General features: G+C 43.6%; 24 protein-coding genes. 14 read left to right on the forward strand and 10 right to left on the reverse strand.

What is annotated here, in order from left to right:
* Nucleotides 1–381: 381 nt before the first annotated feature.
* The gene (locus FP815_06405; GenBank protein ID MBA3014571.1) at nt 382–522 is read right to left on the reverse strand and encodes a PEP-CTERM sorting domain-containing protein; all 141 of its coding nucleotides are present in this window, start codon (nt 520–522) and stop codon (nt 382–384) included.
* A gap of 375 nt (nt 523–897) precedes the next feature.
* On the opposite strand from FP815_06405, the gene FP815_06410 reads away from it, so the two are divergent.
* Nucleotides 898–1,653 carry an IS21 family transposase gene (locus FP815_06410; protein ID MBA3014572.1) on the forward strand — a complete coding sequence of 252 codons (756 nt, stop codon included), beginning with the start codon at nt 898–900 and terminating at the stop codon, nt 1,651–1,653.
* Nucleotides 1,654–2,306: 653 nt separating this feature from the next.
* Entirely contained in the window at nt 2,307–3,176 is an 870-nt protein-coding gene (locus FP815_06415; GenBank protein MBA3014573.1) for a sel1 repeat family protein, read from the forward strand.
* 149 nt (nt 3,177–3,325) lie between these two features.
* On the opposite strand, the gene FP815_06420 is transcribed toward FP815_06415, so the two are convergent.
* Nucleotides 3,326–3,922, reverse strand: a complete 597-nt coding sequence (locus tag FP815_06420; GenBank protein ID MBA3014574.1) for a cytochrome c3 family protein — start codon at nt 3,920–3,922, stop codon at nt 3,326–3,328.
* Between the two features lie 463 nt (nt 3,923–4,385).
* Here FP815_06420 and FP815_06425 point away from each other — a divergent pair, with 463 nt between their 5' ends.
* From FP815_06425 to FP815_06480, 12 genes are all read left to right on the forward strand, one after another.
* Nucleotides 4,386–5,414, forward strand: coding sequence for a helix-turn-helix transcriptional regulator (locus FP815_06425; GenBank protein ID MBA3014575.1), 1,029 nt, complete (start codon nt 4,386–4,388; stop codon nt 5,412–5,414).
* A 137-nt stretch (nt 5,415–5,551) separates the two neighbouring features.
* Nucleotides 5,552–5,983 (forward strand): hypothetical protein, encoded by a 432-nt coding sequence (locus tag FP815_06430; GenBank protein MBA3014576.1) that lies wholly within the window; start codon nt 5,552–5,554, stop codon nt 5,981–5,983.
* An 863-nt stretch (nt 5,984–6,846) separates the two neighbouring features.
* The gene (locus FP815_06435; GenBank protein MBA3014577.1) at nt 6,847–7,575 is read left to right on the forward strand and encodes a PEP-CTERM sorting domain-containing protein; all 729 of its coding nucleotides are present in this window, start codon (nt 6,847–6,849) and stop codon (nt 7,573–7,575) included.
* 186 nt (nt 7,576–7,761) lie between these two features.
* Nucleotides 7,762–7,980 carry a hypothetical protein gene (locus tag FP815_06440; protein MBA3014578.1) on the forward strand — a complete coding sequence of 73 codons (219 nt, stop codon included), beginning with the start codon at nt 7,762–7,764 and terminating at the stop codon, nt 7,978–7,980.
* Nucleotides 7,981–8,141: 161 nt separating this feature from the next.
* On the forward strand, nt 8,142–9,356 hold the full coding sequence (locus FP815_06445) for a PqqD family peptide modification chaperone (GenBank protein MBA3014579.1): 1,215 nt from the start codon (nt 8,142–8,144) through the stop codon (nt 9,354–9,356).
* A gap of 144 nt (nt 9,357–9,500) precedes the next feature.
* Nucleotides 9,501–10,232: a hypothetical protein gene (locus tag FP815_06450; protein MBA3014580.1), complete on the forward strand. Its 732-nt coding sequence runs from the start codon at nt 9,501–9,503 to the stop codon at nt 10,230–10,232.
* A gap of 90 nt (nt 10,233–10,322) precedes the next feature.
* The gene (locus tag FP815_06455) at nt 10,323–11,108 is read left to right on the forward strand and encodes a hypothetical protein (protein ID MBA3014581.1); all 786 of its coding nucleotides are present in this window, start codon (nt 10,323–10,325) and stop codon (nt 11,106–11,108) included.
* A 67-nt stretch (nt 11,109–11,175) separates the two neighbouring features.
* Nucleotides 11,176–11,646: an outer membrane beta-barrel protein gene (locus FP815_06460; GenBank protein MBA3014582.1), complete on the forward strand. Its 471-nt coding sequence runs from the start codon at nt 11,176–11,178 to the stop codon at nt 11,644–11,646.
* Between the two features lie 195 nt (nt 11,647–11,841).
* Nucleotides 11,842–12,654 carry a periplasmic polysaccharide biosynthesis/export protein gene (locus tag FP815_06465; GenBank protein ID MBA3014583.1) on the forward strand — a complete coding sequence of 271 codons (813 nt, stop codon included), beginning with the start codon at nt 11,842–11,844 and terminating at the stop codon, nt 12,652–12,654.
* A 325-nt stretch (nt 12,655–12,979) separates the two neighbouring features.
* Complete coding sequence (locus tag FP815_06470; protein ID MBA3014584.1) at nt 12,980–15,199, forward strand: polysaccharide biosynthesis tyrosine autokinase; 2,220 nt, start codon at nt 12,980–12,982, stop codon at nt 15,197–15,199.
* Entirely contained in the window at nt 15,196–15,894 is a 699-nt protein-coding gene (locus FP815_06475; GenBank protein MBA3014585.1) for a hypothetical protein, read from the forward strand. The genes FP815_06470 and FP815_06475 overlap by 4 nt, the downstream gene beginning before the upstream one ends.
* A gap of 11 nt (nt 15,895–15,905) precedes the next feature.
* Nucleotides 15,906–18,257: a hypothetical protein gene (locus FP815_06480; protein MBA3014586.1), complete on the forward strand. Its 2,352-nt coding sequence runs from the start codon at nt 15,906–15,908 to the stop codon at nt 18,255–18,257.
* Nucleotides 18,258–18,302: 45 nt separating this feature from the next.
* Here the strand turns inward: FP815_06480 and FP815_06485 are convergent, their stop codons facing one another.
* The 8 genes from FP815_06485 to FP815_06520 form a co-directional block, all read right to left on the reverse strand.
* On the reverse strand, nt 18,303–18,848 hold the full coding sequence (locus tag FP815_06485; protein MBA3014587.1) for a hypothetical protein: 546 nt from the start codon (nt 18,846–18,848) through the stop codon (nt 18,303–18,305).
* On the reverse strand, nt 18,841–19,416 hold the full coding sequence (locus tag FP815_06490) for a hypothetical protein (GenBank protein ID MBA3014588.1): 576 nt from the start codon (nt 19,414–19,416) through the stop codon (nt 18,841–18,843). The genes FP815_06485 and FP815_06490 overlap by 8 nt, the downstream gene beginning before the upstream one ends.
* A 9-nt stretch (nt 19,417–19,425) precedes the next feature.
* Nucleotides 19,426–20,166, reverse strand: coding sequence for a hypothetical protein (locus FP815_06495; GenBank protein MBA3014589.1), 741 nt, complete (start codon nt 20,164–20,166; stop codon nt 19,426–19,428).
* 265 nt (nt 20,167–20,431) lie between these two features.
* Nucleotides 20,432–21,091 (reverse strand): YdcF family protein, encoded by a 660-nt coding sequence (locus FP815_06500; protein ID MBA3014590.1) that lies wholly within the window; start codon nt 21,089–21,091, stop codon nt 20,432–20,434.
* An 18-nt stretch (nt 21,092–21,109) separates the two neighbouring features.
* The gene (locus tag FP815_06505; GenBank protein ID MBA3014591.1) at nt 21,110–22,252 is read right to left on the reverse strand and encodes a nucleotidyltransferase family protein; all 1,143 of its coding nucleotides are present in this window, start codon (nt 22,250–22,252) and stop codon (nt 21,110–21,112) included.
* Nucleotides 22,253–22,273: 21 nt separating this feature from the next.
* A complete protein-coding gene (locus tag FP815_06510) occupies nt 22,274–23,383 on the reverse strand; it encodes a glycosyltransferase family 1 protein (GenBank protein ID MBA3014592.1) in 1,110 nt (369 codons plus the stop codon).
* Between the two features lie 31 nt (nt 23,384–23,414).
* The gene (locus tag FP815_06515; protein MBA3014593.1) at nt 23,415–24,518 is read right to left on the reverse strand and encodes a glycosyltransferase family 4 protein; all 1,104 of its coding nucleotides are present in this window, start codon (nt 24,516–24,518) and stop codon (nt 23,415–23,417) included.
* Nucleotides 24,519–24,543: 25 nt separating this feature from the next.
* The gene (locus FP815_06520; protein MBA3014594.1) at nt 24,544–25,800 is read right to left on the reverse strand and encodes a glycosyltransferase family 4 protein; all 1,257 of its coding nucleotides are present in this window, start codon (nt 25,798–25,800) and stop codon (nt 24,544–24,546) included.
* Nucleotides 25,801–26,637 lie beyond the last annotated feature (837 nt).

The following is a 26,637-nucleotide window of genomic DNA, read 5'->3' on the forward strand; positions in this document are numbered from 1 at the left end:
CTTTGATCTTCATGCCATCCTCCCTGTTTTTGTTTTGCTGGATACAAAACTATAACGTGGAACGGCATGAAGATCAATTATTTCAGTATGTTATATAGATATTTTCGCTGGCCAGTCCATCGGTCATTTTGCAAGAGGCTCATAATATATTCTTTTCGCCTCTCCCCAAAAAAAAGACCACCCTCCATAAAATGCGAGACGGTCTTTTTTTCCGTTAGGGCACCCCGACCCCCAAAATTCGCCGAACAGGTCGACGGGGTTGCCCTCATCTGTGACCACACGAATTTCTGTATTACACCCCACCAACGAAGGTATTCTGCCAATAAAAAAGCAGGGCCAAATGAATGGACCTGTCTTGAGGTTGATTCTATTGGCTGAGGTTTATGCCTTCTTCTTTTTTCGACTGGCGCTCAACCCGGTCAAGCCGGTGCCCATAAGAAGCATGGTAGCTGGTTCTGGGGTTGGGGTTGGGTCAGGTGTCGTGACAGGAAGTGTCCCCACCAACCCGGAATGAACCGCCAAGCCGTACCCCGCTCCATAGAGGATGCCCTGGTCCTCTGTTAATGATCACCCTAATGGGGCCACCCCGGTGAACGTGATCGCCTTAATAGAGCCACTTCGTGATCGGCCTAATGGAGCCACCCTGTGATCGCCTTAAAGGTGCCATGTAAAAAGCAAAACGGGTTTCGGACATTTCCTACTAACCGGTGTACCCTCCCTGATTTTTTCTTTCACTCAGAGGAGAGCGCCAAATGGCCAACAGGAGGTTCGAGATGTATGAGTTTCACCAAATTCTTTCCCGTATGCGGTTGGGGCGTCAGACCGCCAACTCGCCAAAGCCGGGCTTATCGGCCGGGTCAAGGCCGGAGAAATCCGGAGTATTGCCCAAAGCCATGACTGGCTGAGTCCGCTAAACCCCTCCCGGAAGACAGTATTCTGGCTGTTGCTTTTCAGCGCCAAAGCAGTCTTCCTCAGCAAGATTCCCTTGCCGAACCATACGAGGATCAGCTTCGCATTTGGCAGGCGGAAGGCATTCAAACGACCACCATCCACCAGGCCCTGGTTTGCAATCATCAATTCCAAGGAAGCTACTCTTCCGTTCGCCGACTGCTCCAGAAGATTGCCGGTAATACCCCGCAAGCCACGGTGATGCTCGACTTCGATCCTGGCGATACGGCGCAGGTCGATTTCGGATCCGGTCCCAAGATCATCGACACGACAACCGGCGAACAGTATTCCACCTGGTTCTTTGTGATGACCTTGGCCTTCAGCCGACATCAATACGTGGAAGTGGTCAAAGACCAGAAGATCGCCACTTGGCTGGGCTGCCATCGCCGAGCCTTCGAGTTCTTTGCCGGGGTTCCGTCAAAGGTCATGATCGACAACCTGAAATCAGGCATTACCAAGGCCTGCTGGCATGACCCCGAGGTGCAGCGTTCCTACGCCGAATGCGCCGAAGGCTATGGCTTTTTGATCTCGCCATGCCCACCCAGAGACCCTAAGAAAAAGGGCCGGGTCGAGGCTGGGGTGAAATATGTCAAACGTAATTTCATGCCGTTACGGGAGTTCAGGAGTCTTGCCGATGCCAACCGTCAGCTCAAGGAGTGGATTCTTGAAACCGCCGGGATCAGGGTCCACGGTGTTGGCTCTTAAATTCACTGACACAGAATCAAGAAAATCAGGGCATTTTTCTCAGAATGGATTACACGGAAGGAGAAAGAATTCAAATTAATTGAGCCTCTTGCAAAATGAACAACTTTTCTTTATGCAAGAATCACTTCGCGTCTAACTTGTTGAAATTACGTGTTCGAGCTTTTGCAAAATGACCAGGAGTGAAAAATATCCTCATTTTGCAAGAGGCTCCATTGTCAGTGATAATGCCACAGTCCGAGCTACTACTTTAATTTCAACTTTCAATGTAAAATATGGGAAAGATGAGCAATCAATAACCACTTGGACGCTGTAATTATTGTCTGTAACTCACACTTCGTTGGTGATGCTATCTCTCTCAAATCTTCCATTCAATCTCTTACGCTTGTTTTTGGTTTACATCATTAAACAACTCGGATAATTTTATTTTTGGTAGTTTCTATCAAAAACTAACAGGGGGGTAGTGATGCTTCGAAAGGACGATATTTATGGTTTTGGGTGATTCTGTAGATGGGGTCTGCTTTTAGGCGATATTGTTTAACGAGTAAAAGTACACAGCAATATAGTAGTTTAAGTTTTTCGATCCCATCAAAGTTTTTTGGTGGCGGACGGAATAGGGCTTGTGTCGTATTAACGTGCTAAAAGAGGAAGGAACAATGGAAGTATCGAGCTTGGGTCGTTTTGCTGGATTCGTGACCTTGCTGGTTATGGCGGGGGTGTTAATGTCTGGCAGTTTGGCATTGGCAGACGATACTGCTGATTTTGATCAAACGAGAAGGTTAGCTCTTCATGAAGATATAGCCGCTCAGAATAAGTTAGGGACATTGTACGCCAAGGGTCATGGTGTGTCGCAGGATTACTCCCAGGCCATTTATTGGTTTCAAAGGGCGGCTGAGCAAGGTGAGGCTGATGCTCAATTTAACTTAGGATTGCTGTATTACAAGGGTGAGGTAGTTCGTCAGAATTATACTCAGGCTATCAATTGGTTTGGTAAAGCAGCAAAGCAGAGGCATAAAGGGGCCTTGGCTAATTTAGACGAAGTCCACAAGGAAATTACGACCTTAAGAGTTTCTGCTGATCAGGGAAAGGTAGAGGCTTTGGTCTCGTTGGGGGATTTATATGCAGACGGGAATGGAGTGTCTCAAGATTATGGCTATGCTGTTGATTTGTATAGTAAGGCCGTTAGCCAAGGATATGCTGTAGCTCAATATAAATTAGGATTGATGTATGAAGAGGGAAAAGGAGTTCCTCTGGATTTTGTACAGTCAGTTGAGTGGTACAGAAAAGCTATAGAGAACAAAGATGCTGCTGCTAAGTATTATTTAGGGCGCATGTACCATAATGGGAGGGGTGTCCCTAGAGATAATGTTTACGCTTATGCTTGGATTGCTTTGGCAGCAGACCAGGGAGACAAAAATGCTATAAGTAACTTGGGGTTCGCCGCTGGTCTGCTAACGCCCCAGCAATTGATTCAAGCCCGTGAACTTGTTGTTCAGCTTAAGTCGATTGACAGCAACAAACCATGATAGTGGGTGGTGATTGATGACATCCAATCAGACACCACTGTTTTCTTGTTATTCCCTGTAGGTGAAGACCATCTATTTGTCGTAGTCGTAGGTTGGGTTAGGCCGCCAGGCCGTAACCCAACACAGATTCGGCACAGGGTGTCAGGTGACTAGCACCCTTCGACAGCTTTCTTTTCCTGTTTGATGTGGCAGTCAGCACACCCAGAAGGCCCTTTCTTGCCATTGTGTCCTGTCTTGTGACACTCTTTGCATCTGGCGTGAAAAACATCTTTCTGTTTCTGGAGATCTTTGTTGCTGAAGCTGCTGTTGTGGCACGTAATGCAGCTAAGCGCCTTGGTATCGGGAAGGGCGGCGATTGCCTCGGCGGTAAGCGCCTTGTGCTCGGCATCATGATGACAAGTTCCGCAGTTCAGACCCAAGGTCACGTGGGTCGTGTGGTTGAAACGTGCCGGCTTTTTGCCGTCGATGACAAGTTCGGTCGCAGGCGTTTTTAAAGAGTCTCCGGCCGAAGCCGATAAACTTTCTATTCCAATAGTCAAGGCGAGGCCTAAAATGGCACCAATCATTACTGTCTTTTTCATCGTTATTCCTCCATGATACTTTTTACAATATGCAGGAAATCCTGCCTGTCTTAGAATCCCACGATGAGATTCGTCTATTGACCTGAATATAGTCAGTGTGAGATGGTTGGGATAGTCGACATAGGGCGACATGGGGCTCGACATGACCTGATATCGACCCGACATCCACTAATGGCAGGGGCTCATGGGGTATATTGTATCGCTCTGGTTGAAGGGGTGTACACGGCTTTTGATGTTAAGCCGTTGTGCAGAAATATCCTGTTCACTTTGTACACTTGAAACGGCATATGGAGCCGTACGGTAAGGGGCAGAGTGTACATGTTATTTCTTAACGGCTGCTAATCATGATAATCTCGCAAAAAGTCCGGGGATGGCTAAGCAAAAGGTGCGATATACAAGGCGCGGGGTGTGTTTTGTGAGTGAGGCCATATATATGGTATGATCGAACGAGCAAAACCGCCACGCAACGAAGTAGATCGCACTTTTTGTGACGCCATCAATCATAAATCACTCCGGTTTTCGATTGGTATCAGTCTTTGAGGTCGGGCATATCTGCTCTTGGTTAGGCTTGTGCTCATAGCAAACGGATTCAGCATAGATTTCGCCGTAGATCTGCGATAGAAAAATAATGGTCAAAACTGACAATACGCCTACCACAAATATTGCTTCCGGTATTGTGCCGATGGCAAAAATTGATGGTGGGGAGATCCGTAAACTGCGGGAGGCCAAGGGGTTAACCCAACTCTATCTGGCCACCTTCATTGGAGTGACGACCGATACAGTTTCTCGTTGGGAGAATCGTCGGTATCCTGCCATGAAAATGGAAAATGCTGAAAAGCTCGCTGAGGCGCTGGAGGTAGAGCTTGATGCGATTCTGGATTTAGAACAGGGTGATGACTCTGTTGTTACGCCTCAGGATGGGGAGGTTGAAAGTCTCTCCCAGGGAGATCAGGACAATAAGTCGATTCAACCTGTCGGCTCTGATGTTTTAAGTAGATCTCACTGGCGCTCCTTTATGCCGTGGCTGCTGGTAATAAGTGCTTGTGTTGCCTTTGGTGGAATCTATCTTATGTTCATCAAGCCTGTCCCTCCCGTTGCGCCCCCTGTGTCGGTTGTGGTTGAACGGATTTTGCCTAAGCATATCCCGGCAGGTCAGATATTTCCGGTGCTCATTAGGGTCTCTACGAGCCAGCAGTCTTCGGTTTCACTCATTGTGAGAGAGTCGATTCCTTCCGGTTGTCGGGTTCTGAATTCCGAGCCGTCTTTTGTCTCTGCCGATGTCGAAAGTGGTGTTTTGAAGTGGATCAGCCGTACTGATAAACAGGAGGCGATCTTTGCTTATTTGGTTAAGGCACCAGTGAAGTCAATCGATGGTGGGCAACTGATATTCAGTGGTGGTGTAACGATTAACCAGGGTGATCAGGTCCAGGTTGATATTATAGGAGACGATGGCCTGGTGATTGCCCCTTATCATTGGGCAGATATTGATCAAAACAATATGATTGATGACGAGGAAATCCTTGCCGTTTATGATCGCTACAGCGTGTTGGTGCAACTGGATTTTGATCGGGATCTTATCGATAGCATCTGGACTGGTGATGGATACATGTGGGATAAAAGAACGGAAAGGTATGTGGTGCAAAAATATAAGCGCTAAAGAACATAAATTGTTTCGTGTTCTCGTAGGTTGGGCTAGTGGCCTAACCCAACCTACGGGAATTGAAGAGTTCGCAGTGCTAGTTGCAATGCAGAACATAAGTTATGATTGTTCCGATGCGAAGGAGGTGTCGTCCTATGAAGACTTTATTGCGTTGCGGTGTGCGAATGGTAATGATCAACATCTTGTGTTTTTTGTTTCTCGTCATGGTTGTTGCTTTTGGTGTGCCGAATCATCTTTACGCGGCTGCTTTGGTTTCGGCGAGATATTTGCCGATTACAGGTCAAGAGGTGGTGTTTGAAGTTTCAGCCAGAGAAACTCCGCCGCAATCTATTATTGTTATTCAGATTGTTCCTGTTCAGTTCTCGGTTGTTAAGGCTCACCCCCCTGCGAAGAGTGTTAATGAGGCAAAGGGAGAGCTGAAGTGGTTAATAAATGATCTTAAGAGCGGTACTCGAGAGATCCGTTTGACTCTTGATCGAACGATCTCGATTGAGGAAATTCATGGAGAGATCCGTTATCGAGAGTCAAGTGGCGAGATGGTTATCGTTCCGATAGCCAAACCTTGAGAGATTGTTGCAGTTTATTAAATTTCTGTAATCGTTCACCAGAAGCGTTGAACCTGCGGATTTCACCGGAATGTAAACGTTCATCGGGCCCTCCAGATGCGCGAAAGCGGTCTGCGAAGTGTGCTAGTTGCACATGAGCAGGCTGCTGACAAAGCAGATGGAGTGCCCGGTGAACGTTTACAAATTTCTAAAACTTGGTTACCTCTTTGGCTGACTCAGTTCTCTGGCTGAGTGGAATCAGATGATTTCCTTTTTTATGGATGATAATTGATTTGAGTGTTGAAATGTGGCAAAAAGTACAAATATTTCCTGGTTCTCAAATGGTTTTCCGTGTTTTATTGATGGACTTCCGGAAAAGTGAATTGTGAGCTTGTGAGTATCTTCTGTTTTTTCTGTTATTGTTTTATGTTAAAGGCTGCAAGGTGTATATATGCTTGCACTTGTCACCAAGGATTAGTTGTGATTAGAGTTAGTGGTATCTGGTAGTAATCTGAAATTTATTTTATATTTTTCTAGGAATAACCGAAAAATATGTATAGTATGATTTCGTAGTTGAATTTAAATGGTTGGGGCAGGAAAAAGGGATTTTTGTCAAATTTAGGTAGGTAGTTCTCGCCTGTTGTGCCGTTGGCCTACTTATTGCTCAGTATATGGTTTCAGCCCGAAGATAGCAGATGGCTTTAATAAGCGGAGAGCTGATTCGGGTTGTTACCTGAAACAGCTGTCTAACTTAAAGAATAAGGGAGTAAAAAATGATAAAACATACAGCAGTCGCTTGTTTTTTTCTTGCAACATCCATTATTTCCGGCACAGCGTCGGCGTACACCATTAATGATACAACAGCTTCACTTTTAGGATATAGCATGGATAATGTTGATTATAGTATTTATGGTGATACCTATTTCTATGATGTTATTGGTGATAAGACAATATTTGAGGTGTTTGGAGTAAATATCACTCGGGGCGACGGTAAGATAACATTTGATTTGTACACAAACTTCAACAATGCACCAGGAGGTACATCCGGTCCAACACAAGTGGGAAACTATTATTATAATCTGGCTGATTTTTTCATTGATCCTGACCGGGATGGTGATTTTGATTATGCCGTGGTTCTTCAGAATCACGGTGAATGGTCTGCTGCTCTACAATCGTCGCCGGGCACACATGGTGTCGGGCTTTATGGTGTCAGTACTTGGAAGAGTTCCTCGGATTTCTACGAAGGATCATCAGTTGGAGGAGGAGGAGTGTATTATGGTGAAAAATACAGTGAATACTTTGGTGGGCCTAATAAGGTTTCACCTGTCGCAGTAGATGGTTATACTTCCTCTCTGCTCATTACTAATGGGGTTATCAAGACTTCTACTGGTAGTAATGGAACAACAGTTAAATATATATATTCATTTACGCTGGACGAAAGCTCTCTTGCCGATCTTAACGTAGATGGACCTGCTATTTTTTGGGGCGGATCTACCTGTGCGAATGACGCCATTAGTGGCGCCCCAGTTCCCGAGCCTGCCTCAATGCTATTGCTCGGCACAGGTTTGGTTGGAATCATAGGCGCAAAGCGGCGTTCCAGAAAGAATGCGTAAGTTGAAAATCACGAGTTAAAATTTTCTGATGTGCTCATTTTCATTCGTGGTGTGATTTAATGAAGTAATATGGGAACATATAGACGTAATAATCGATTATATACTAGGTTTTATATTGTCAATAGTTAGAATAGTAAGTTCAACTCACCTTGCGAGATAGATGAACTTATTTGGAGGTGTCAGTAAATGAATAATATTACAATTGAACAAGATGCTCTTGACGCCACTAGCGAAAAAAATACGACCGATGAGGCTCGGCGTAATTTTTTAAAAAAGAGCATCTATGTTGTTTACGCTACTCCAGTCATCATGTCTTTGTTTGTTGAAAAAGCAAATGCGGGGACATCAGGCGCCGCAGGAGTACCACCTATTGGCACAGCGCCACCTCCTGGTTGGAGACCATAATTTAATCGACACAATAAAACTGATAACATACATAAGCGTTGATGCTAACGACAGGCAATAATTATAATTTATATTATTATTGTTCATAAATTCATAGTGATGGGTTGTGATAGTGGTTGGCTGTCGATTGAGTAACATTAAATTTTCTCTTTGCTCCTAGAATGCTCTCAATAGCAACTCTCCTCTATCCGAGGGGAGCCTCAGATCTTCTTTTTCTGCCTTTTTCTGAAGGTAGTGTTTTATTTCTACCAGGTACACGAAGAATATGGACGTTAAATCATACAGCATCTGTCATTTGGTGTTTAGTTGGTGACGATCCAAACGTTGATGATATCAGCTCAAGGCTCTCATCAATATATGGGATATCGTTAGAGCAGGCCCGAGTCGACACAGGTTTGGTTTTGCAGGTATTACATGAGGCGCAACTTGTCGACACTACATTCATCGAGTCCGATACTAAATCTAATGAATTTGATCCAGTCCCTACGCAAAGTGATTGTGCTCTGGTCCGTGCTCCTCAAGGTGTAGATAGATTCTTAATTAGTACCACTGGCCATTCGATTGCATTTTGTTCGTTCGATTGTAAGGTTGCTAGAGAATATAAGAGTGCTTTGCATGCGTTCTTTGTTTCGTCCCTCGACCGACCGGTTGACACTACTTTGCTACTTTTCCCATCCGCCGATGCTTCGAGTAGTGAGCATTTTGATATTTATGTCAATGGTCGATGTTATTATTATGGGATACATGAAGAATGTCTGCTGCCTATACTCCTCGGTGTGACTTTTACTCGTATTACGGAATCATTGACTGATAGGTTGCTTTTTCATTCGGCAGTATTGGAAAAAAATAATCGAGCCATTTTGTTCCCTGGGGATGCGGGTGCCGGAAAAACAACACTTGCTGCCACATTGGCTCGCAAAGGATATAGTTTTTTTGCCGATGAGCTGGCGTTGCTAGAGCCAAACAAGGGCTTAATCGCACCACTTCCTTTACCTATGAGTATCAAGACAAGTGGAGTTGAAGTGTTACGGCAGTTATACCCAGTGCTTGATCAAGTGCCGGTCTATAAGCGGGCGGATGGGAAAAATGTTAAAATATTGCCGCCGATCTTAAACACAATTTTTAACCTAAATCTGCAGATTGAACCCGCTGTTATTGTATTTCCAAGATATGATTTATCTGCAGCAACCCAGATATCTCCGTTGAGCAAGGCCGAGACAATCAGTCGACTTGTTTCCGTGTGTTCATCTTCTCGACCACTGGTGGAGCAGGATATTGCTGCTATGATACGTCTTGTTGATGAAAATCCCTGTTATGAGGCAGTGTACTCAGACATTAACACCGTGTATGAATTTCTTGAGCAGGGAGCTTATTAGGAATGGTTCGGTTGTGTTTGGAATTTTATGGCACCATCCTGGTATTTAATTGGTTTTTTTTGTTGATTTTGTCTTATTTATGCAGTATTCGTCCGTATTATTACTATGAAATTGTACGGATCAAATAATTTCATGAGGTTCATTATGACATTATTCACCCGGTGTAAACACTTTATCTGTCTAAGTTTATTGTTGATTCTTACTGGGGCTTTACCTGCCAATGCCATGACCCAGGATGAATTTAATGCGCTATTTATTGGTAAGGGATGCTCGCAGATCACAGGGTGTCAAGAGGCTGTCGATGAGGTAAGTCGGCAGAGAGTTACACTTAAGGAAATTGTTCAGATGGCTCGGGATCCCAAGTTAGAGGAGTTCCAGTATTGTATCCTGGTTGGGGTTACTGTTTCAGCACTTACCGAGGGTATATCTCCACGGGCAATTGTTCAGATTTTTAAAGGAATTGAGGGGCTAAATCCGACAGTATATCTTGCTTCAATGGTTAGAGCTGGTATCACGGAGGAAGAGGTGAGGGATGTGGCAATGCTGGCTGGAATTCCTGAAATTGTCATAGATCAGGCATTTTCTAGGGCTAAAGTGGCCGACATTTGCTCAATCAATGAAGATACCTTGGCATATACTGCCGAAGAAGGCCAAACAGAGACAGTCATAATCGGGGGAGATCCTGTTGTAACGCGAGAAGACTTTATAAGTGTTTCAATAATAATACCATTCGTTGATGATGATGTCTTAGCATACACTCCTGCCGAAGATGAAGTTTTGCCTTATTCAAGTCCTTCAATGTTTGACGAGCCTGAAAAAGACGAAGTATTACCTTATTCAAGTCCCTCAATATTTGAAGTGAATGTTCCAGAATAACAAGAGTTGTTCTGCTGGTTCTCTGAAGTAAATAAGATTGAAAAAATTCAAACCTGTTGTAGTAAATTTAGTGAATAATAAAAGGCTGATATGAACAGATACTTGCTAACTAGTAGTTTGGCTGTCGCATTATTCATTGTCTTTTTACCTGTGATCCCTGTTGCTCATGCTTCAATTGTTGAGGAAGATGTTTTAGGGCAGAGTGTATCACCAAAGCTGATGATTCGTAATGAGTCTCAACCCCTTGTGCCTGATGAATTGTTTGGGGCTAAGGGGGGATATTTTCATCCATTTGTATCAGTAACTGCTTCATTTTCTGACAATATTTACAATAGCAATAACAAGACCAGTGATTGGTTGATGACATACTCTCCTGGAATTTGGTTGGCTGTTCCTGCGAGCAAAGATATTATCTTAAATCTTAGTACCAATAACACATCGCCTGGCGGGCATTTTCAGGCAATTAATAAAGTAAAAAGGTTCAGTCGGTATCAGACTTATGCAATGTATGTCGCTGATATTACAGATTATAATAGTCATTCCGATAGGGACAATGCTAAGCAATCTGTAGAGGGGTTTTTTCAGGTAAATCTGCGGAGCGGGCTTTCAATTGACATGTTTGATAAGTTCACAGATTCACAAGATCCCTTGGGAATTACAGGATCTACTGTAGCAGAAGAGTTTAAAAGCAATCTTTTTGGGGTAATAGCAGATTACGATTTGACTGAGAAATTTTCGCTTCGAGCCGATTATACTAATTTCGATCTGAATTATGATGATGTTGCAAATGAATGGAGAGATCGCACCGACAACTCAATAGCAGCGTATCTTTATTATAAGTATACAGAGAAGACCTCGGTTTTTTTTTCAATATGAATTTATTGATTTATCCTACAAAACGAGCAAGTTACTAGATAATAAACAACATTATACCTATGTTGGTATGGATTGGCGACCAACCGATAAGACAACCCTAAAGGGAAAGGTAGGTGTTGCAGTAAGAGATGCTACGCTTGATGACGGAGATATTACAGAACCTGCTTTTGAGTTGACTGCTGATTATAAAATGACAGGGAAGACGAGCGCACAAGTGATTTTATCACAAAAGATAGGTGAATCCACCGCGTTAACCTCCAATTACTCAATTGACAGAAAAATAAATCTTGCCTTTTTTACTCAATTTACAGAAAAACTAGGTGCGAGACTTCAATTCGGATTTGGGCAGAATAACTATGATGGAGGCACTGTAGATCGAGATGATGATATATATAACGCTTCTTTAGTTGGTACCTATGCATTAAAAGATTGGCTTAAGGCCGAGGCTGGATATAGTTATACTGACCAGGATTCCAGTCTCGATTTGAATGATTATTCTACTAATCTATTGTATGTGAAGCTCTCTGCTGGATTTTAGATTGCAATAGCGGAAATAAAAAAGGGGAGCCATTTGGCTCCCCTTTTTTATTTCCGCTATTGCAATCTAACCCAAGTTCCCGATATAATTAGCCAGAATATGGTTCGACTTTAATTGTGTTTCTGCTGTATATTTGTGCAGAGGAATATCAGGTACTCGGGTAAGGTGTCTAATTGGGAAGGAAGGGAGACAATAATGCGTAGCAAGTATTTTACTCAAATATTGCGGGTCATTTTTTTTGTGTTGGTCTTTTTTAGCGGAGGAATGTCCGGGTTATGTCATGCTGTAGATTTTATGGTTGGCACCAATGATGTTTTGAAGATTTCTGTTTATGACCACCCTGATATGGAGACCAAGGTTCGTGTTAACGGTGAGGGAGTTATTCAAATGCCACTCTTGGGGCAGGTTCAAATAGGTGGGTTAACTATTTCTGAGATTGCAAACAAATTAACTTCGTTACTTGCAGACGGTTATATTGTCAATCCTCAAGTTAATGTGTTTGTGGAGGAATATGGAAGTAAGAAAGGAGTTATTCTGGGAATGGTGAAGAACCCTGGCGCGTATGATTTGAGTGGACCAACGACATTGCTTGAGTTGATATCCAAGGCAGGTGGTCTTTCGGAAATTGCTGGGAATTCAGCCATTATCAAGCGTGATTCAGTTGCCGGTGATGCTAAAAATATTACCGTAGATTTAAAGGCGCTGATGGAAGGTGATGAACAATACCAGAAACTATTTATTGAGAACAAGGACACCATTTATATATCAAAAGCCGGCATGTGTTATGTTACCGGTGAGGTGGTAAAACCTGACGCCTATAAGGTTGAGTCAAACGCAACGGTGCTTCAAGCCATAACGCTTGCTTCTGGTTTTACCGGTAAGGCAGCTAAGGATAAGGTTCAGATTGTCAGGATTGTCAATGGAGAGAAGACTGTGATGAAAAATGTAGACTTGAATACTCTCGTGCAGAAGGATGATGTTGTCATTGTTCCTGAAAGTTTCTTCTAACAACGCTCCTTGTTATCCCTGTTTTTCTTTGTTCGTCATTCAGATTAGATCAGTTGGTACATATAATTTATCGTAATCGTTGGACGTGCGGATTTCACCGGGCTGTAAACGTTTTCCGGGTACCTCAGCCGGAGTCTCCCTACGGTCGCTTACCTGCACGAAAGCGGTCTGCGAAGGGTGCTTGTTGCACATGAGCAGGCTGCTGACAAAGCAGATGGGGTGCCCGGTGAACGTTTACAAATTATCTGCCCTTGCTGGCTCTTTGTCATAGGAGTGAAAGGGATTTTTTTCTCATTTGATAGTCAAAAATTGTGAAGGGTACCCAATGGAAAATATAGAAGAAAACGAGATACATCTGCGTGATTATTTCCGTGTGATACGCAAGCGTCGAAAGTTGATCATTCTTTTCGCTGTTATTACTATAGTCTCTGTCGTACTTGGCACAATGGCTGTTACTCCGCTTTATCAGGCGGATGTCAATGTGTTGATCGAAAGAAATTATGATACCTCTCTCGATGCAAAATGGTGGGGGCAAACCTATGATCCAGAATTTATGGAAACTCAGTTTACTATTATTAAGAGTCGAAATGTTATTGATCGAGTTGTGCGGACTTTGAAGCTTGACATCGATTATCGCCAACTGTTTTTTAAGGATGATACTAAAGGTTCTTTATTCCAAACTATCACCTCATATGTCAAGTCACTTACCACCCCAATAACATCATTAATAAAAACTTCTAAACATCTAAAGGTTGCACCGGTTAATAAATTGCCAATTGATCAACAAGAATCTCGTTCTGATGCCCAAATAATTGCCGACATTATTCAATCAAGAATTTCAACGCAGCCAATTAAGAACAGTCGAATTGTTGAAATCAGTTATTTGAATGAACATCCTGGTCTAGCCTCACTCATTACCAACTCAATTGCCGATGCTTATGCTGCGGAGATGCTTGAAATAAAAATGAACACGACCAATTATGCAATTCAGTGGATGACAAGTAAGGCAGAGGATGAAAAACAGAAACTTGAAGCGTCCGAACGTGCCTTGCAGGATTATATTACAGCAAATGATCTAGTGACAGTAGAAGATAAAATGGCCATTACGCCTCAAAAATTGGCACAGTTCAGCAGTGAACAGAGTACGGCCCAGACTAAACGTTCTGATGTCGAAAATTTGTATAATCAAATACAGAAAGCACGTGGAAATATGGGGATTCTTGAGGCTATCCCGCAATTCGCTTCAGATCGTGGTTTACAGAATGTTCGTGAAAAAATGTTGATGGCTGAGCAGCAGGTGACGGAGCTTTCTAAAAAATACGGAGAGAAACATCCCTTAATGAAGAAAGCCGTTGGAGAGGTGAGTGCTCTTAAAGGGAAAAAATCTGATGAAATTAATAGGCTTATCGACTCGGTTCGAATTGATTACGAATTGGCTCAGGAGAAGGAACAGAATCTTCAGGATCTGGTTACCGATACTAAGCAGGAGTTACTTACCCAAAAAGAGCGTTATATCCAATATGATGTGCTTAAACGTGAGGTAGAAACCAACCGCTCTCTCTACAATGCGCTTATTTCCAAGGTTAAAGAGCAAGGTGCCACGGAACAGACGCAATCGGTGAACATCTGGGTGATTAAAAAAGCCACTACTCCAAGTTCTCCGGCAAAGCCAGATCCAGGGAGAAATTTATTGCTTGCTGTAATTTTAGGGGTATTTGGAGGTGTTGGTATAGCCTTTTTTGTAGAGTATCTTGATAATACGGTAAAATCGGTTGAGGAGGTGGAGCGCCAAACAGGACTCCATGTGCTTGGCGTAATTACCCAGCAGGAAAAGAATATTGATATCAATACTGCTTTGCGTGATGAGTCACGCAGTCTGATTGCAGAGAGTTATCGATCTATTCGCTCTCAGGTTCTGCTGTCATCTGCTGGAAACCCACCGAAGTGTATCTTGGTGACAAGCGGTATGCCGCAGGAGGGAAAAACGACCACAGCACTGAATCTTGCCCGCATCCTCTCTCAGTCGGAAAGTTCGGTGCTTCTTGTTGATTGTGATATGCGCAAACCTAGGATCCATAAGGTGTTTGGTTTGAGCAACAAGTTTGGTTTAAGTAATTATCTGACTAGTACCGGTCAGGCTGCGCCAATTCAAAAAGCGGCGGATGAAAAACTTGATATTATCCCTTCCGGTCCGGTTCCACCCAATCCATCAGAACTCCTGGCCTCTACCAACATGCGGCAGTTACTAGAGGAAATGTCGGTCCGCTATGATTTTATCATTATTGATTCTCCCCCAGTAATGAGTGTGACTGATAGCCAAATTTTAAGCCGCTTGGTTGATGGCACAATTATAGTGACCAAGGGCGGGGATACAACGTGGGATGAGTTGAAGCGAGCAGTGCGTCTCTTTGCTGATGTTAAGGCACATATGTTAGGGATTGTCTTGAATGCTGTGAAAATTAAAGACAGCAATGACGCTTATTATTATCAAGGCTACTATAATTATTACGGAAGTTATTCAGAGAAAACAGACAAGAAAGCATGATCGATATTCATGCGCATATCCTGCCTGATCTTGATGATGGTCCTGCTGACGATGTCTCTGCCTTGAAAATGGCGCTTCAAGCAGTAAACGATGGGATTACAACGATTATAGCCACACCTCATGTTCATGAAGGTGTACCTGACGACTATGTGATTGCTGCAAAAGTCAAGAAGTTTAACGCTCTTTTAAAGCAACATAGTATTCCTCTTGATGTCCTGCCAGGTGCGGAAATGGCCTGCGACGGACTTGCGTCGCCTCGAATCGGTTTGTTAAATAATGGGCCATACATGTTGATTGAGTTTCCCCATGGCTATATTCCAAGCAATGCCGAGGAACTCTTTCATTCCCTCCAAAGGCAGGGTGTTTTTCCTGTTGTCGCTCATCCAGAACGTAATGCCGGAGTGATTCAGGACCCGCACTTACTCCTGCATCTTCTTGCTCCAGGTGTTTATTTACAAATTACTGCGGCGAGTCTGCTCGGAGCCTCGGGGAGTTCTGCTCAACAATGCGCCCTGTATCTTTTACGCCAAGGTGTGGTGCATTTTTTGGCTACGGATTGCCATTCCCCGACGCAAAGAAGACCTGAGCTTTCCCGGGCCTATAAGATAGCGGCAAAGATTATCGGTAAAGAAAAAGCCGGTCATCTGGTGAATGATAACCCCCTCGCCGTTGTGCGCGGGACAAGATTCAGCTGACGGAATCGATTGTGATTGCTATAAGTTTCGCTATTTATATCTTTCTCCTTATTTTTTGCCCCTTGGCCTTTGGTACGGTTGAACTTTGGTCCATCAGCTGTATGGAGTTTCTGGCTCCAATGTCCTTGCTTGCCTATGTGTTAAGCCGGGGTAGTAAGAATCATTTGTACAAGGTCCCAGGTTTCTGGGCGTTCGTTCTTCTCCTTGTGTATATGGGAGTTCAGTTGGTTCCTCTGCCCTTCGACTTGGTCTGTCAATTATCTCCCAAAGCGGCATTCCTCTATGAACCGGCCCAGGCAGTTGCTGGAGGCAAGATGTCTGTACCTTTAAGTTTGCACTCCAAGGCGACCTTGCAGCAATTCCTTCGTTTTGCCTCTTATCTGGCCTTTTATGTAGTTACGGTTCAATTGTTGTCAGATTACAGGAGGTTACGAAAAGTTTTATTGATTGTCGTGGGTTTGGCCGCACTAATAGCCTTTCTTGCCATTCTCCAAAAGTTTTCTTCACCCAGCAAGATTTACTGGTTCCGAGATGTTCCACGTAATGCCCTGCCCTTCGGTCCTTGGGTATCACGCAACCACTTTGCCGGATTTATGGAAATGATTATCCCGATAGGGATTGTGTTGGCGATGCATAATCGCCCGCATATCACCTATGAGATGCCACTTCGCGAAAGGTTTATCTTTCTCTTTACTCTGCCAAAGGCAAATCTTCATATTTTGCTTAATTTCAGCGTGGTATTGATGGTGGCCGCCTTGGCTGTCAGTATCTCGCGTGGTGGTATTCTTAGTAGCATCACCTCGATACTGTTTCTTGGTGGTTTACTTGCCGTGTTGAAGAAGGGTACAAGTTCGTGGCAGGCCATGACGGTTCTGGCTTTATCTGCACTATTAATGGTTACCTGGTTGGGGTGGGATCCAATTCTTTCCAGATTTGATCGGATTATGAACCAGGAGGGTCGATTGTCTGATGGGCGTTTTTGGATCTGGCAGGATAGTCTACAGATTATGCGAGATTTCTGGAGGACAGGCGCAGGTTTTGGTTCGTTTCAAGCAATTTTTCCTGTTTATAAAGAGGTCTTTGTTCACCGTTCAATTGTCGACCATGCTCACAACGATTTCATTGAGCTGATATCTGAGGGCGGGATTGTGGCGGTTTTTCTGGTTGGTTGGTTCCTCTCTGCCGTTATTAGAGAGGGGTGGCAGAAGGTGCGCCAGCGGCATGATCCCTTTGCAGCGCAAATGTATTGCGGCGCTGTTGCAGGAATGGTCGCTATTTTTTTTCATAGCCTTACCGATTTTAATATGCACAACCCGGCCAACGGTTTTTATTTTTTCTTTTTGTGCGGCATAACTGTTTCTTCTGCCAACAGTAGGCGCCTCTGGGAGCGTCGGCCAACATATTTAACGCCCGCTTCGATAATCTCCAGATATCTGATCATACTGCCGGTCCTGGTGCTAATGATTGGGGGAGGCATGTTTAATGTGGGGCAATTTGTTGGAGAATATCATTACAAAAGCATTAGAGATATCTATCTGAATTCTCGTATTCCAGCTACACGTATGGCCGCAATTAAGGGTAGTGCCGAACAAGCCATTGTTGCTGATCCTCTGAAGGCTGGCTACCATTTTGCAAAGGCTAACATTGCTGAATTTGAAAAAAATAACGTAGAGGCGCAGGCCGGGTACGCAAGAGTCCTTCTTCTTAAACCTACCAGTGTATTTTTTACTTCGTATATTGGGCGGTATTTTGAGACGATAAACCCTGTTGTTTCCAAAATATGTTTTGATAGACTACCGTTACTTGAACGTCGTGCAGCAGAGCCTATTAAGTTTTTAGCTAAACGCATGTTCAAAAGCGGTGATATCCAGGGTGGGTTTGATCTCTTGCGACAAGCTTTTGCTTTGGAGACTAATGCTAAGTTAGAAGAGTATGTGGCCTTGCTTCGAAGGAATAATTTGGGTTTGGATCAAATGGAGTCAATCCTGCCGGAACGGGTTGGGCCTTTTCTGAAATATGCCGATTATTATGCGAGGAATGGTCAGATAGAAAAAGCTGGTTTTTTCTATCGCAAGGCGCTTACCTTTCTTGATCACGAAACTAGAATGAAAACTTCGTTATTTCTCTCTCCGTATGCTTTTTTCCTGAGAGAAAAACGGTACGGAGATGCTTTAGCAGTGATCAGAGAGGGCATTCAGAGGATGCCAGGAGAGCCGATATTGCACCTCAGGGCCGGAGATGCTTATATGCTGGAGAATATTCCGTATAGGGCAAAAGAGGAGTATGAGAAGGTGTTGACTCTTGATCAGGATAATAAGGAGGCTGCTAAAAAGTTACGTGCCTATTCATTGAGAGGGATGTGATGCCGTTTTGACGGTGTAGAAGACCAACAACTTTTCGTTCACAGATCACTCATCCCTACTTGTATATTTTTCAGCGTACTGGGCAAGGACTTCTTGGATCTTGCTTGGGGTCCGGATCTTGTAATAATGGTCGACCACCACGTGTCCGATTTCGTGGGATAAGACACGAAGACTGGCGTCTTGGGTGGATATGGTAATAGTTTTGTCTTTAAGAGAATAGTAGGCGATATGATCGGCTCGCTTGCCATATCTTGCCTGGTATACCTGTTGCACATCACCTGCTGTTGCCAGTACGTTCAGATTGAATTGCAGGATGTTCGGGAACATTTCCAGGACGGTCTCTACTTTTTCCACAATAATATCCACCTTGCCTTTAACCTCATCCTGGATGGTAAAGATTTTTTTGTTGCGCATCATTAGGCGCAGTTGGCGGGTGAGAGTGATATTTTTGTTGAATTTATTTAATAATTCATCGTCGCTGTAGGTGATAGTTGCATAATTGGTTTGCAGTTCTTTTCCGTACGCATTTCTCTCTGCTTGTATGAGAATAAGAGAGAGCAGCAGCGCTATTGTAGTCCAAGGATTACTCATTTATCACCGTGTAAAAATCCGCAATTAATTTTAGCTCGCGACTGAGTTGTTGTGTCTGCTCCAAACGCACATCTGCTGATTGATTTGTGTTGTCAATCACAACATCAAGTCGCTCCGAAATTGATTTAATTTCTTCTATCTTACCGGCAAGGGTGGTGTTGAAAGTTGTTAGCTTGTTTGCGGTATCTTTGAAGTTATCTTTTTGGCGTAAGTGGATTGTTTGGCCGATGATGTTGTTATTCATAGAAGTAAGAATAGAGTCAAGTTTGTAAATCGGACCTGCAATCCTGTGTGACAGTAAAATTGCTAGAATGACGACTATAATCCCGACTGGCGCGATAATAATCCAATTGGCCAAAAGAAGCCGTTTGAGTATGAGAAGAGGAGTGTGGCCTATCTGCAGATCGTTGTCAGTGTAAAGTAGGGTAAAGCTGTCAGAGGTTAATGCACTCATTAAGAGAGTGATGGCGACTGCTGATACTATTAATACAAGGTAAACTCTAAGGGCGAATACACCTTGCAGCCGTTTGTCAATGAAGTAGTGCCGTCTTTTATATTGTTGTGGCATGTTCCCCTCTCAGATCTTGTCTTTATCAATTGTGATGTCGGCTTTTTCTTTCAATTTTTCCAGCCAATCTTTTAAATATTCATCTCTTTTGAAAGAAATAATTGATTTCTTCGCATCATCTTCTGATAAAGATATTGTTGATGATTGTTCGGCATCGCTTATGTTGTTTATCAGCAGAGTGTAGTTGCCATCTGTATAACTCAATTCTCGTGGTTTTTTGCCGATTTTTAAGGATAGAATGGCCATCTGCAGGGGAGATGTGAGTTCGGCGAAAAGGACTTGCAGCTCTTCTTTTTCTGCATTGTTCTTTTTTGCTGTGCTCTCTGTTTGTGAAACTGGCACTAAAGAGATATCCACTTTTTTGTGTAATAATTGTTGATAGGTAGTAATTTCTTTTGAGGATGGCGTATAGGTAAACGATTGTGCTTCATGGTCGATTAATGTTTTGATTAAGGACTGTTCGTAAAAACTTTTTAATGATTTACGAAATGGTTCTTCTTTATCGATGTCGCGTCGTTTTGCCTCCTGAATCAAAAGTTCTCTGGTTATTACCGTATCAATAATTTCAGGTATATCTTGGTCGTCAAGCTGTTTTTCTTTTAATAGTGGCGAAAGTTCAGCTCGGGTAATTTGACGTTTGTTGACACTGATAACGTCATCCTTGGTGACACGTTGAACTGGTTTTTGTAACCAAAGAATTCCCACGGTACTGGTAAGAATAATCAAAAGAATTGTTATTAGATAGCGCATAGATTTTTAATTACCTCCTACTGCATGCTAGGGCAGTAAAATTATTTCACCAGGAAGGCGGTTTCTTCCTATTTGACATTTCGAGCATCTCGAATAGACATTTTTTATTGCAGTAGCGAATTTAAGGAGTAGGGGAAAAGCATTTTGTTGTGGAACGCAATTAGGACTTTCTAAGCCTCAGGTTCAATGAATTAAATTATAAGGATTTTATTCTAATGGGTGTTGATATGTTAGGCAATCTCTTCTGCAGTTCTTGGGGATATTTTTATGAAGGCAATATTGGGGAAGATAGCATCTTTTTCTTCAGGAATTGACTGGTTTGAAACACGTATGGAACATCAAGGACTAATCTTCCCGATATCATGCTGCCAGTCATTTCCGCAAGACTTCCCCAGAATTTTACCATCTCGTTAATAAACAGTTTACTCCGCAGCAGTATCACCCCTTTTCCCCCTGATCGGAGTGATGCTTCCTTAACTGCATAGGTTTGGATGTCCACCCCAGTTCCAAGAAGCATTAGGCGTGTTAGTAGATAGGCGCGTGGTAGATGGTAAGTTGAAGTAACTAGTAGGATAGATCGCAACTGATGCTGCTGTACAATCTGCCAAGTGTTGTAGGCATCTTCAAAGGTGGATCGACTCTTTCCATTGGATAGTAAGACAAGATCATCAGGGTGTTGATGTTTTGTTGCTGTCGAGACAAGATGGTTTAGTGTGTACCCGCTGATGGCTAGGTTGGGCGCGTAACCATCTCTTGCAAGGGTGAATCCGGCTTTGATTCGGGTCTGTGATCCAGAAAAAATTATAATCAGATCTGATTTCGACAAGGGAGTCTGATGATCAGGAAAAGCCAGTAAAAAAGCAGTTTGGAAGCAGATGATGAGAAGAAGCAGAGTCATAATGAGGCGGGATGCATTTATGGGCATTTTTCAGCGCTCTCTCAGTTATGGTTTTCTGCTTCTGAAAAACATTATGAAGGGATTGAGGATATAATAGAAAAATATTAAAGGAGAAGCAACAGGGATATTATAACGTAGCCTTAATTCTGCAGTTGATGGAACTAACCGACCTAACAGAACACTCAGGATGGCTGAAGGCGAGTCAAGGAGTAGAGAGTATGTTGCCATTCTTAGATGGGGATTATTTGTGCCTATAATGATACCTGAAAAGACAAGCCGTTTAAGCAAGTTATGTCCTATAACTTTCTTATTTGTAAGATGGTGTGGGATATCTACCCCTTGAATTTCATGGAGCAGGCACAGCACAAAAACAGTTAACCTTCTCATATGAAGTTGGGCAGCGAGGTTTATGAGACTGTCCCATGAAATTTCTCCTGAATGTTTCGATACCAAACCAGTTATCAGTACCAAGAAGCGAAGGGGATAAAAACAGTGGTCAAAGAGTCTGAATATTAAATAAAGCAGATATTTTTCTATACTTAGCTGTGAAACCATTGTGCCGTCAGCCTGCACGACCTCTCTTGAATCTTCCCACCAGAAGGCAGCAGGGATATTAAAGTAGCGTTTTACGCAATTCCAATGCACTTCGCATAACAGATCGTTTTTCGTGAACATCAGGTGATAGTGGCTGGCGAGTAGGTCTTCCTCTGTTGTCTTCACTGGCTGGGTATAACCACATTGGCGACAGAGAATATCTTTAACCTTTGCCAACTCCGAAGGTGGGACCATTAAGTCGATATCACCAGAAGGGTATACACCTAAATCATCAAAGAGTATTTCTGAGGCGATGGCCCCTTTTAGTGGGATTGCTGGGATTCCGTTATCGGATAAAACTTCTAGAAGGTACCGTGTTTCCTTCAACAGACGGCTATTGTGAGCAAGGTAATTGGAATACAAGCCCCTCAGATGCTTTACCGCTGGTTTGGGAAATATGCCTGAACATTCGACATTCCTGTATACAAACCCGGCAGTGCCATTCTTCAGCGCAAGATCGCAAATTTCATTGATGTTGATGGAATCATGCTGGTGATTTATTTGTTGTATACAGGCAAAGAGTTCCTCTTCTGAAACCTCGAAACGTGACAGAAATAAAAAAAGGTAGATTTCAATCGGTAGAGTAGTTGCCATATCCACGTGTCTTAGCTTCAACTATTGGCAAGATGTAAGTAAGTCAAAATACTTTTTAGCAATAACTTTCCACGTGTATTCCCTGGTCGCAATCTCTCGCATGGCTGTACCAATGCTGCTTGCCTCCTCTGAAGATATGATTTCTATAAGTGAGATGAGTTGATCTGCTGTCGTGAAGTACCGGGCCTTGCCGAAAGTTGTGTAACGATTGAAATTGCAGTCAAAGGCAAAGATCGGGCGAGCGAAATGCATTGCTTCCACAAGCGAAGGGTTGGTTCCCCCGGCAGAATGGCCATGCAGATAAAAACGGGCGGCCGCACGAAGGGAGGCAAGTTTTCCGTTGTCATAGATAGGATCAAGTAGACGAAGGTGCTCATAGCCGGAATACGTGGCACGTAAATTTTTTCCATAGTCGCTATTGTTCCAATTGCCGACAAATACCAAGGAATTGCAGGGTGTTTTGGCAAAGGCTTCCAAGATTATGTGCACATTGTTTTCCGGTTCAATTCTGCAGACCGAAAAGGAAAAAATGGCTGGTAGTTGATATTCATCGACGCTTACACCAGTGGCCAGCGCGTGATCCCCGCCGTAAGCAATAACATGGCTTTCCGCTTGATACTCAACCATCACATAGTCATGGATCGCGGTGTTGTCTGTGATGATTTCATCTGAATACCGGATAGCAAGTCGCTCGGAAAATTTAAGGAATTTTTGGGCCAATCCCTGCCATTTTTGCCTCCGCCATTCTATGCCATCGATGTTGGTGATAATCTTCTTCCCGCCCAGCATCCGCACCAGAGGCAAGGCAATCGTGCCGGATACGCCCAGCAGGAGGATAATGTCGGTATCCGAGCAGAGTGTGCTGAGCAGCGACCAAAAATCATACAACACACTCTCTTTGCCGTTTGCAGACAGTGGGATGTATTTCAACTTGGCTCCGAGAAACTCGGGTTTTCGGTTGGGGTACTCTTTGCTGCTGCAATAAACGGTAATATGATAAGGCTTGCCTAGGGCATTGTTTGAGCGAACCAAGTTCTCTGCCAAGGTTTCAAAACCGCCATAACAGGCAGGCACCCCGACTGTGCCAAGGATTGCTACCTTCCGATGGTGCGTATTCAACTTAGCCTTCATTGTCTGGTAAACGGTTGATTCGCATATGCACTCATTCCATGCCCCTCATGACCGGATAAATTGCTGCCGTAATGGCCTCGGAAAAGGCTTCAGTGGAAAACTCAGCAGCTCGTTCGCGACCAGCCTTCGACATTCGTTGACATAATTCTGGGTCTGCGGACAGCTCCAAAACTCGTCTGCGCAATTTATTACTGTCTCGGGAGTCTACCAAAAAACCCTGCTTTCCATCGACAACCAGTTCAGATGGGCCGCCAACCGGAGGGACAATGACCGGAATGCCAAAGGCCATCGCTTCGAGAATGGTCAGCCCGAAGGTCTCCACGCATTGGTCAACCCTTGATAAATTGAGGACTAGACTGGCATTGCAATAGAACAAGGCTGTATCGGTTGTTCTGGGGTAGACGGTAAGGTTCGCTGGAAGCTGTTTGCCGGCAAAATAGCGGTTAATGGTTGCGGAATCATCATTTACCACCAACTCGAAAATGATCTCTTTCAGCTCACCTGTGGAGGTTGCCAGGTTAAGAAATTCAATAACTCCCTTGTAATCGCGGAGTGAAGTTATCATCAATACAGTGAAGATTCCATTATGCCGCTGCTTGTAATTTGAAGTCATTGCATTGTAAAGAAAATCATTATCAAGAGCATTGTAAATTCTTTGTGAAGGCGGTCCAGAAAGGGGAAGGGACTTTCTATGGGCATCTGAGACATAGATGTTTAGTGAAGAGGTTCTTTGAGCGATCTCGGTCAGTAGATATTTTAAGGGCGCTGGAGTTACGGATATCTCATGCACATGATAGATAACTTTCCTGCCGGTCACTTTACCATACAGGGCGGCACCGAAGGGGAGCAGGGTATTGATGTACACGACTGCATTTCTTGCAATTGATTTGTCGAAGAGTAGTTGAAAAAAAAGGAATAACTGGCTAGCGAAATAGGTGATTAGAGTCAATGCCCGTTTTCCGGTGCGTTTATACCAGTAGTGGGAAGTTGAGATTCCACAGGTGGAAAGAAAACCCTCCCCAGAACTGCTAACATAGAGCTTAGCTGGAATTTTATGGATACAAACGGCACTAATCGTTTCCCGCAACACTTTGGGGCTGCCGGAATAATCGTTGAGTAGATGAGCGAAGATAATGTTGTACGTCACGAATTTTCTCTCATTACTCGCTCAAATGAAGCAATGTTCTGTAATTTTCTATAATTTTATTTGCAATAACATCCCAGCCAAACATATTTAAAGCGTGGGAACTAATCAGTTGCGCATCTTGCTGGCCCCTGGCACAACTCAACACAATAGCAGCAACTGCTTGGGCACTGCTCTTCCGATCATGGCCATATGTAGCCAAATATACACCTGGTAACATGTAGCCATTACATCCCAGAAAGGTTTCCTCATTAAATCCCACTACCGAAAGGCCGCTAGCAAGGGCTTCAATCCATGCTAAGCCTCCTGATTCAGCTGATGGGAACAAGAATAGAAGCGCCTGCTTGTAAATTTCCGATAGTTTTTCTCGGGGAACTGGCGGCATAAAGGTGACTCGACTTGACAATCCCTTTTCCTCAACCAGTTCACATAACGATTGCTCAGCTGGCCCCTTGCCAACAAGAAGAAGATGGAAATCGGTGGGTAATAAGATTAATGCCTCAATCGCAATGTCCAGCCCTTTTATCCAGTCTAACCGACCGGCATGAATCAATAAATATTTTGCTTTTTTGAGATCCTTATTGCTATTTACGGTTGTTCTTAGAAAGATCGATGAGTCCACACCAAGTTGGCTGAGGCGAACGATACGTTTGTCTCCTTTAATGTTTAGTCTTCGTTCAACCCAAGGCCCGGCAGAAAAAATGAGTGCTGCTTTGTGTTTCATCAAGGTTAAAAGGGGGTCAACTCGCCACGCGAGTCGTCTCATAAAAAAACCAAACCAGGATTTTGTTCGAACTTTACTTGGCCAAAAATCTCGTCGCCAAGATGAAGCTAATTCGTTGTGGTTGATCGGTCCCCACACCAGTGGAATGTTGAGTATCCATGCCAGCGAAGGGATACTGTCATTATGAAAATTCAAGACGTGGCACAGAGCAAGTTTTGAGCGCAAAATTTTAGCGCTTAATAAAGCGATTGGCCAGCAAACCTGCCATAGGTAGGCATAAGGAAAATAAAGTCGATTTCCGCGCTTCCACCAACTTGCCCATTGAGGCAAGTCGAATCCGAGAATACGAATTCCTCTTAGCGCTTCAATTGCCTTAGTGTCATGCAAAAGGCTCTCGCGGTTATTTTTCCTTGTGATGAGAACTATGCGGTAATGCTGTTTCAATCTTTTGAGAAGATTAAAAGCCACATATCCTTCACTTGTTGCGCCACTACTGACATCGTAGGCCGAGATCAATATCCAGGGGCGATTGGTCTCGTTTATTTTCAAGATGCAGTCTTCACTGTGTAATAGATTGACATAAGCGGGAGTAATTAACTGAGTCTATACAGCCTAAAATTGACTCGAAAACTGATTGTTGTGAAGCATCGCCATTGATGATTTGCCCTTCCAAGAGAGCGAAGATCTCTCGGTATCGATCTCGGAGTTCACTCGCTTTTTCCAAAGTTAATTCGCCTTTTCTCCTGACAACGACCTTTGGTTGTGCGTCAATAAACATCAAGCATCCTACCGGCGCACAAAATTTTAGAATCGGCGGATGAATTTTTCGATGGGGTATTTTTGATCGAGAAAGATCTGCAGCAAAGTCTGCAAAGCAACGATCCATGATTATCACATTGCCTCTGAATACCGTTAACCGCTGTGCCACTTTTGCTATGACAAAGGCAATTAGGTAATAAATTAATCGCAAGGTCGCATTTATCGATGATGAGACTGGGGGTTCTGAATATGGGCGTGTATAGTTTTTGATCGTTGCTTGACGGCGAATGAGATGGTGCGGTAATGGGATCCAGTGGGGTAATAAGTGGATTGTTCTGGGTTCTTTCATTCCAGCTTTTTTGTAGGCTTTCAAAAGCATATCGAGCTGAGTGCTTTTTCCCGATCCATCTAGGCCACTCAATGTTAGAACGAGTCCTGAACGGAAGCCAACTCCCAACTTGAATTTAATGTGTGCAAAGACCACAATGAATAACCATTTTCCTATTGACAGCACATTGTGACAACCGGCTGATGCTGCGCGTAATTTCCACTTAGCAAAACTTGTCAATTGCCCTGTTATGGCTGCGCTTTCTGTAATCGGCAGATCCAAGGCATGGGCTATGTCGA

The organism is Desulfobulbaceae bacterium (assembly GCA_013792005.1).
GTDB lineage: Bacteria > Desulfobacterota > Desulfobulbia > Desulfobulbales > VMSU01 > VMSU01.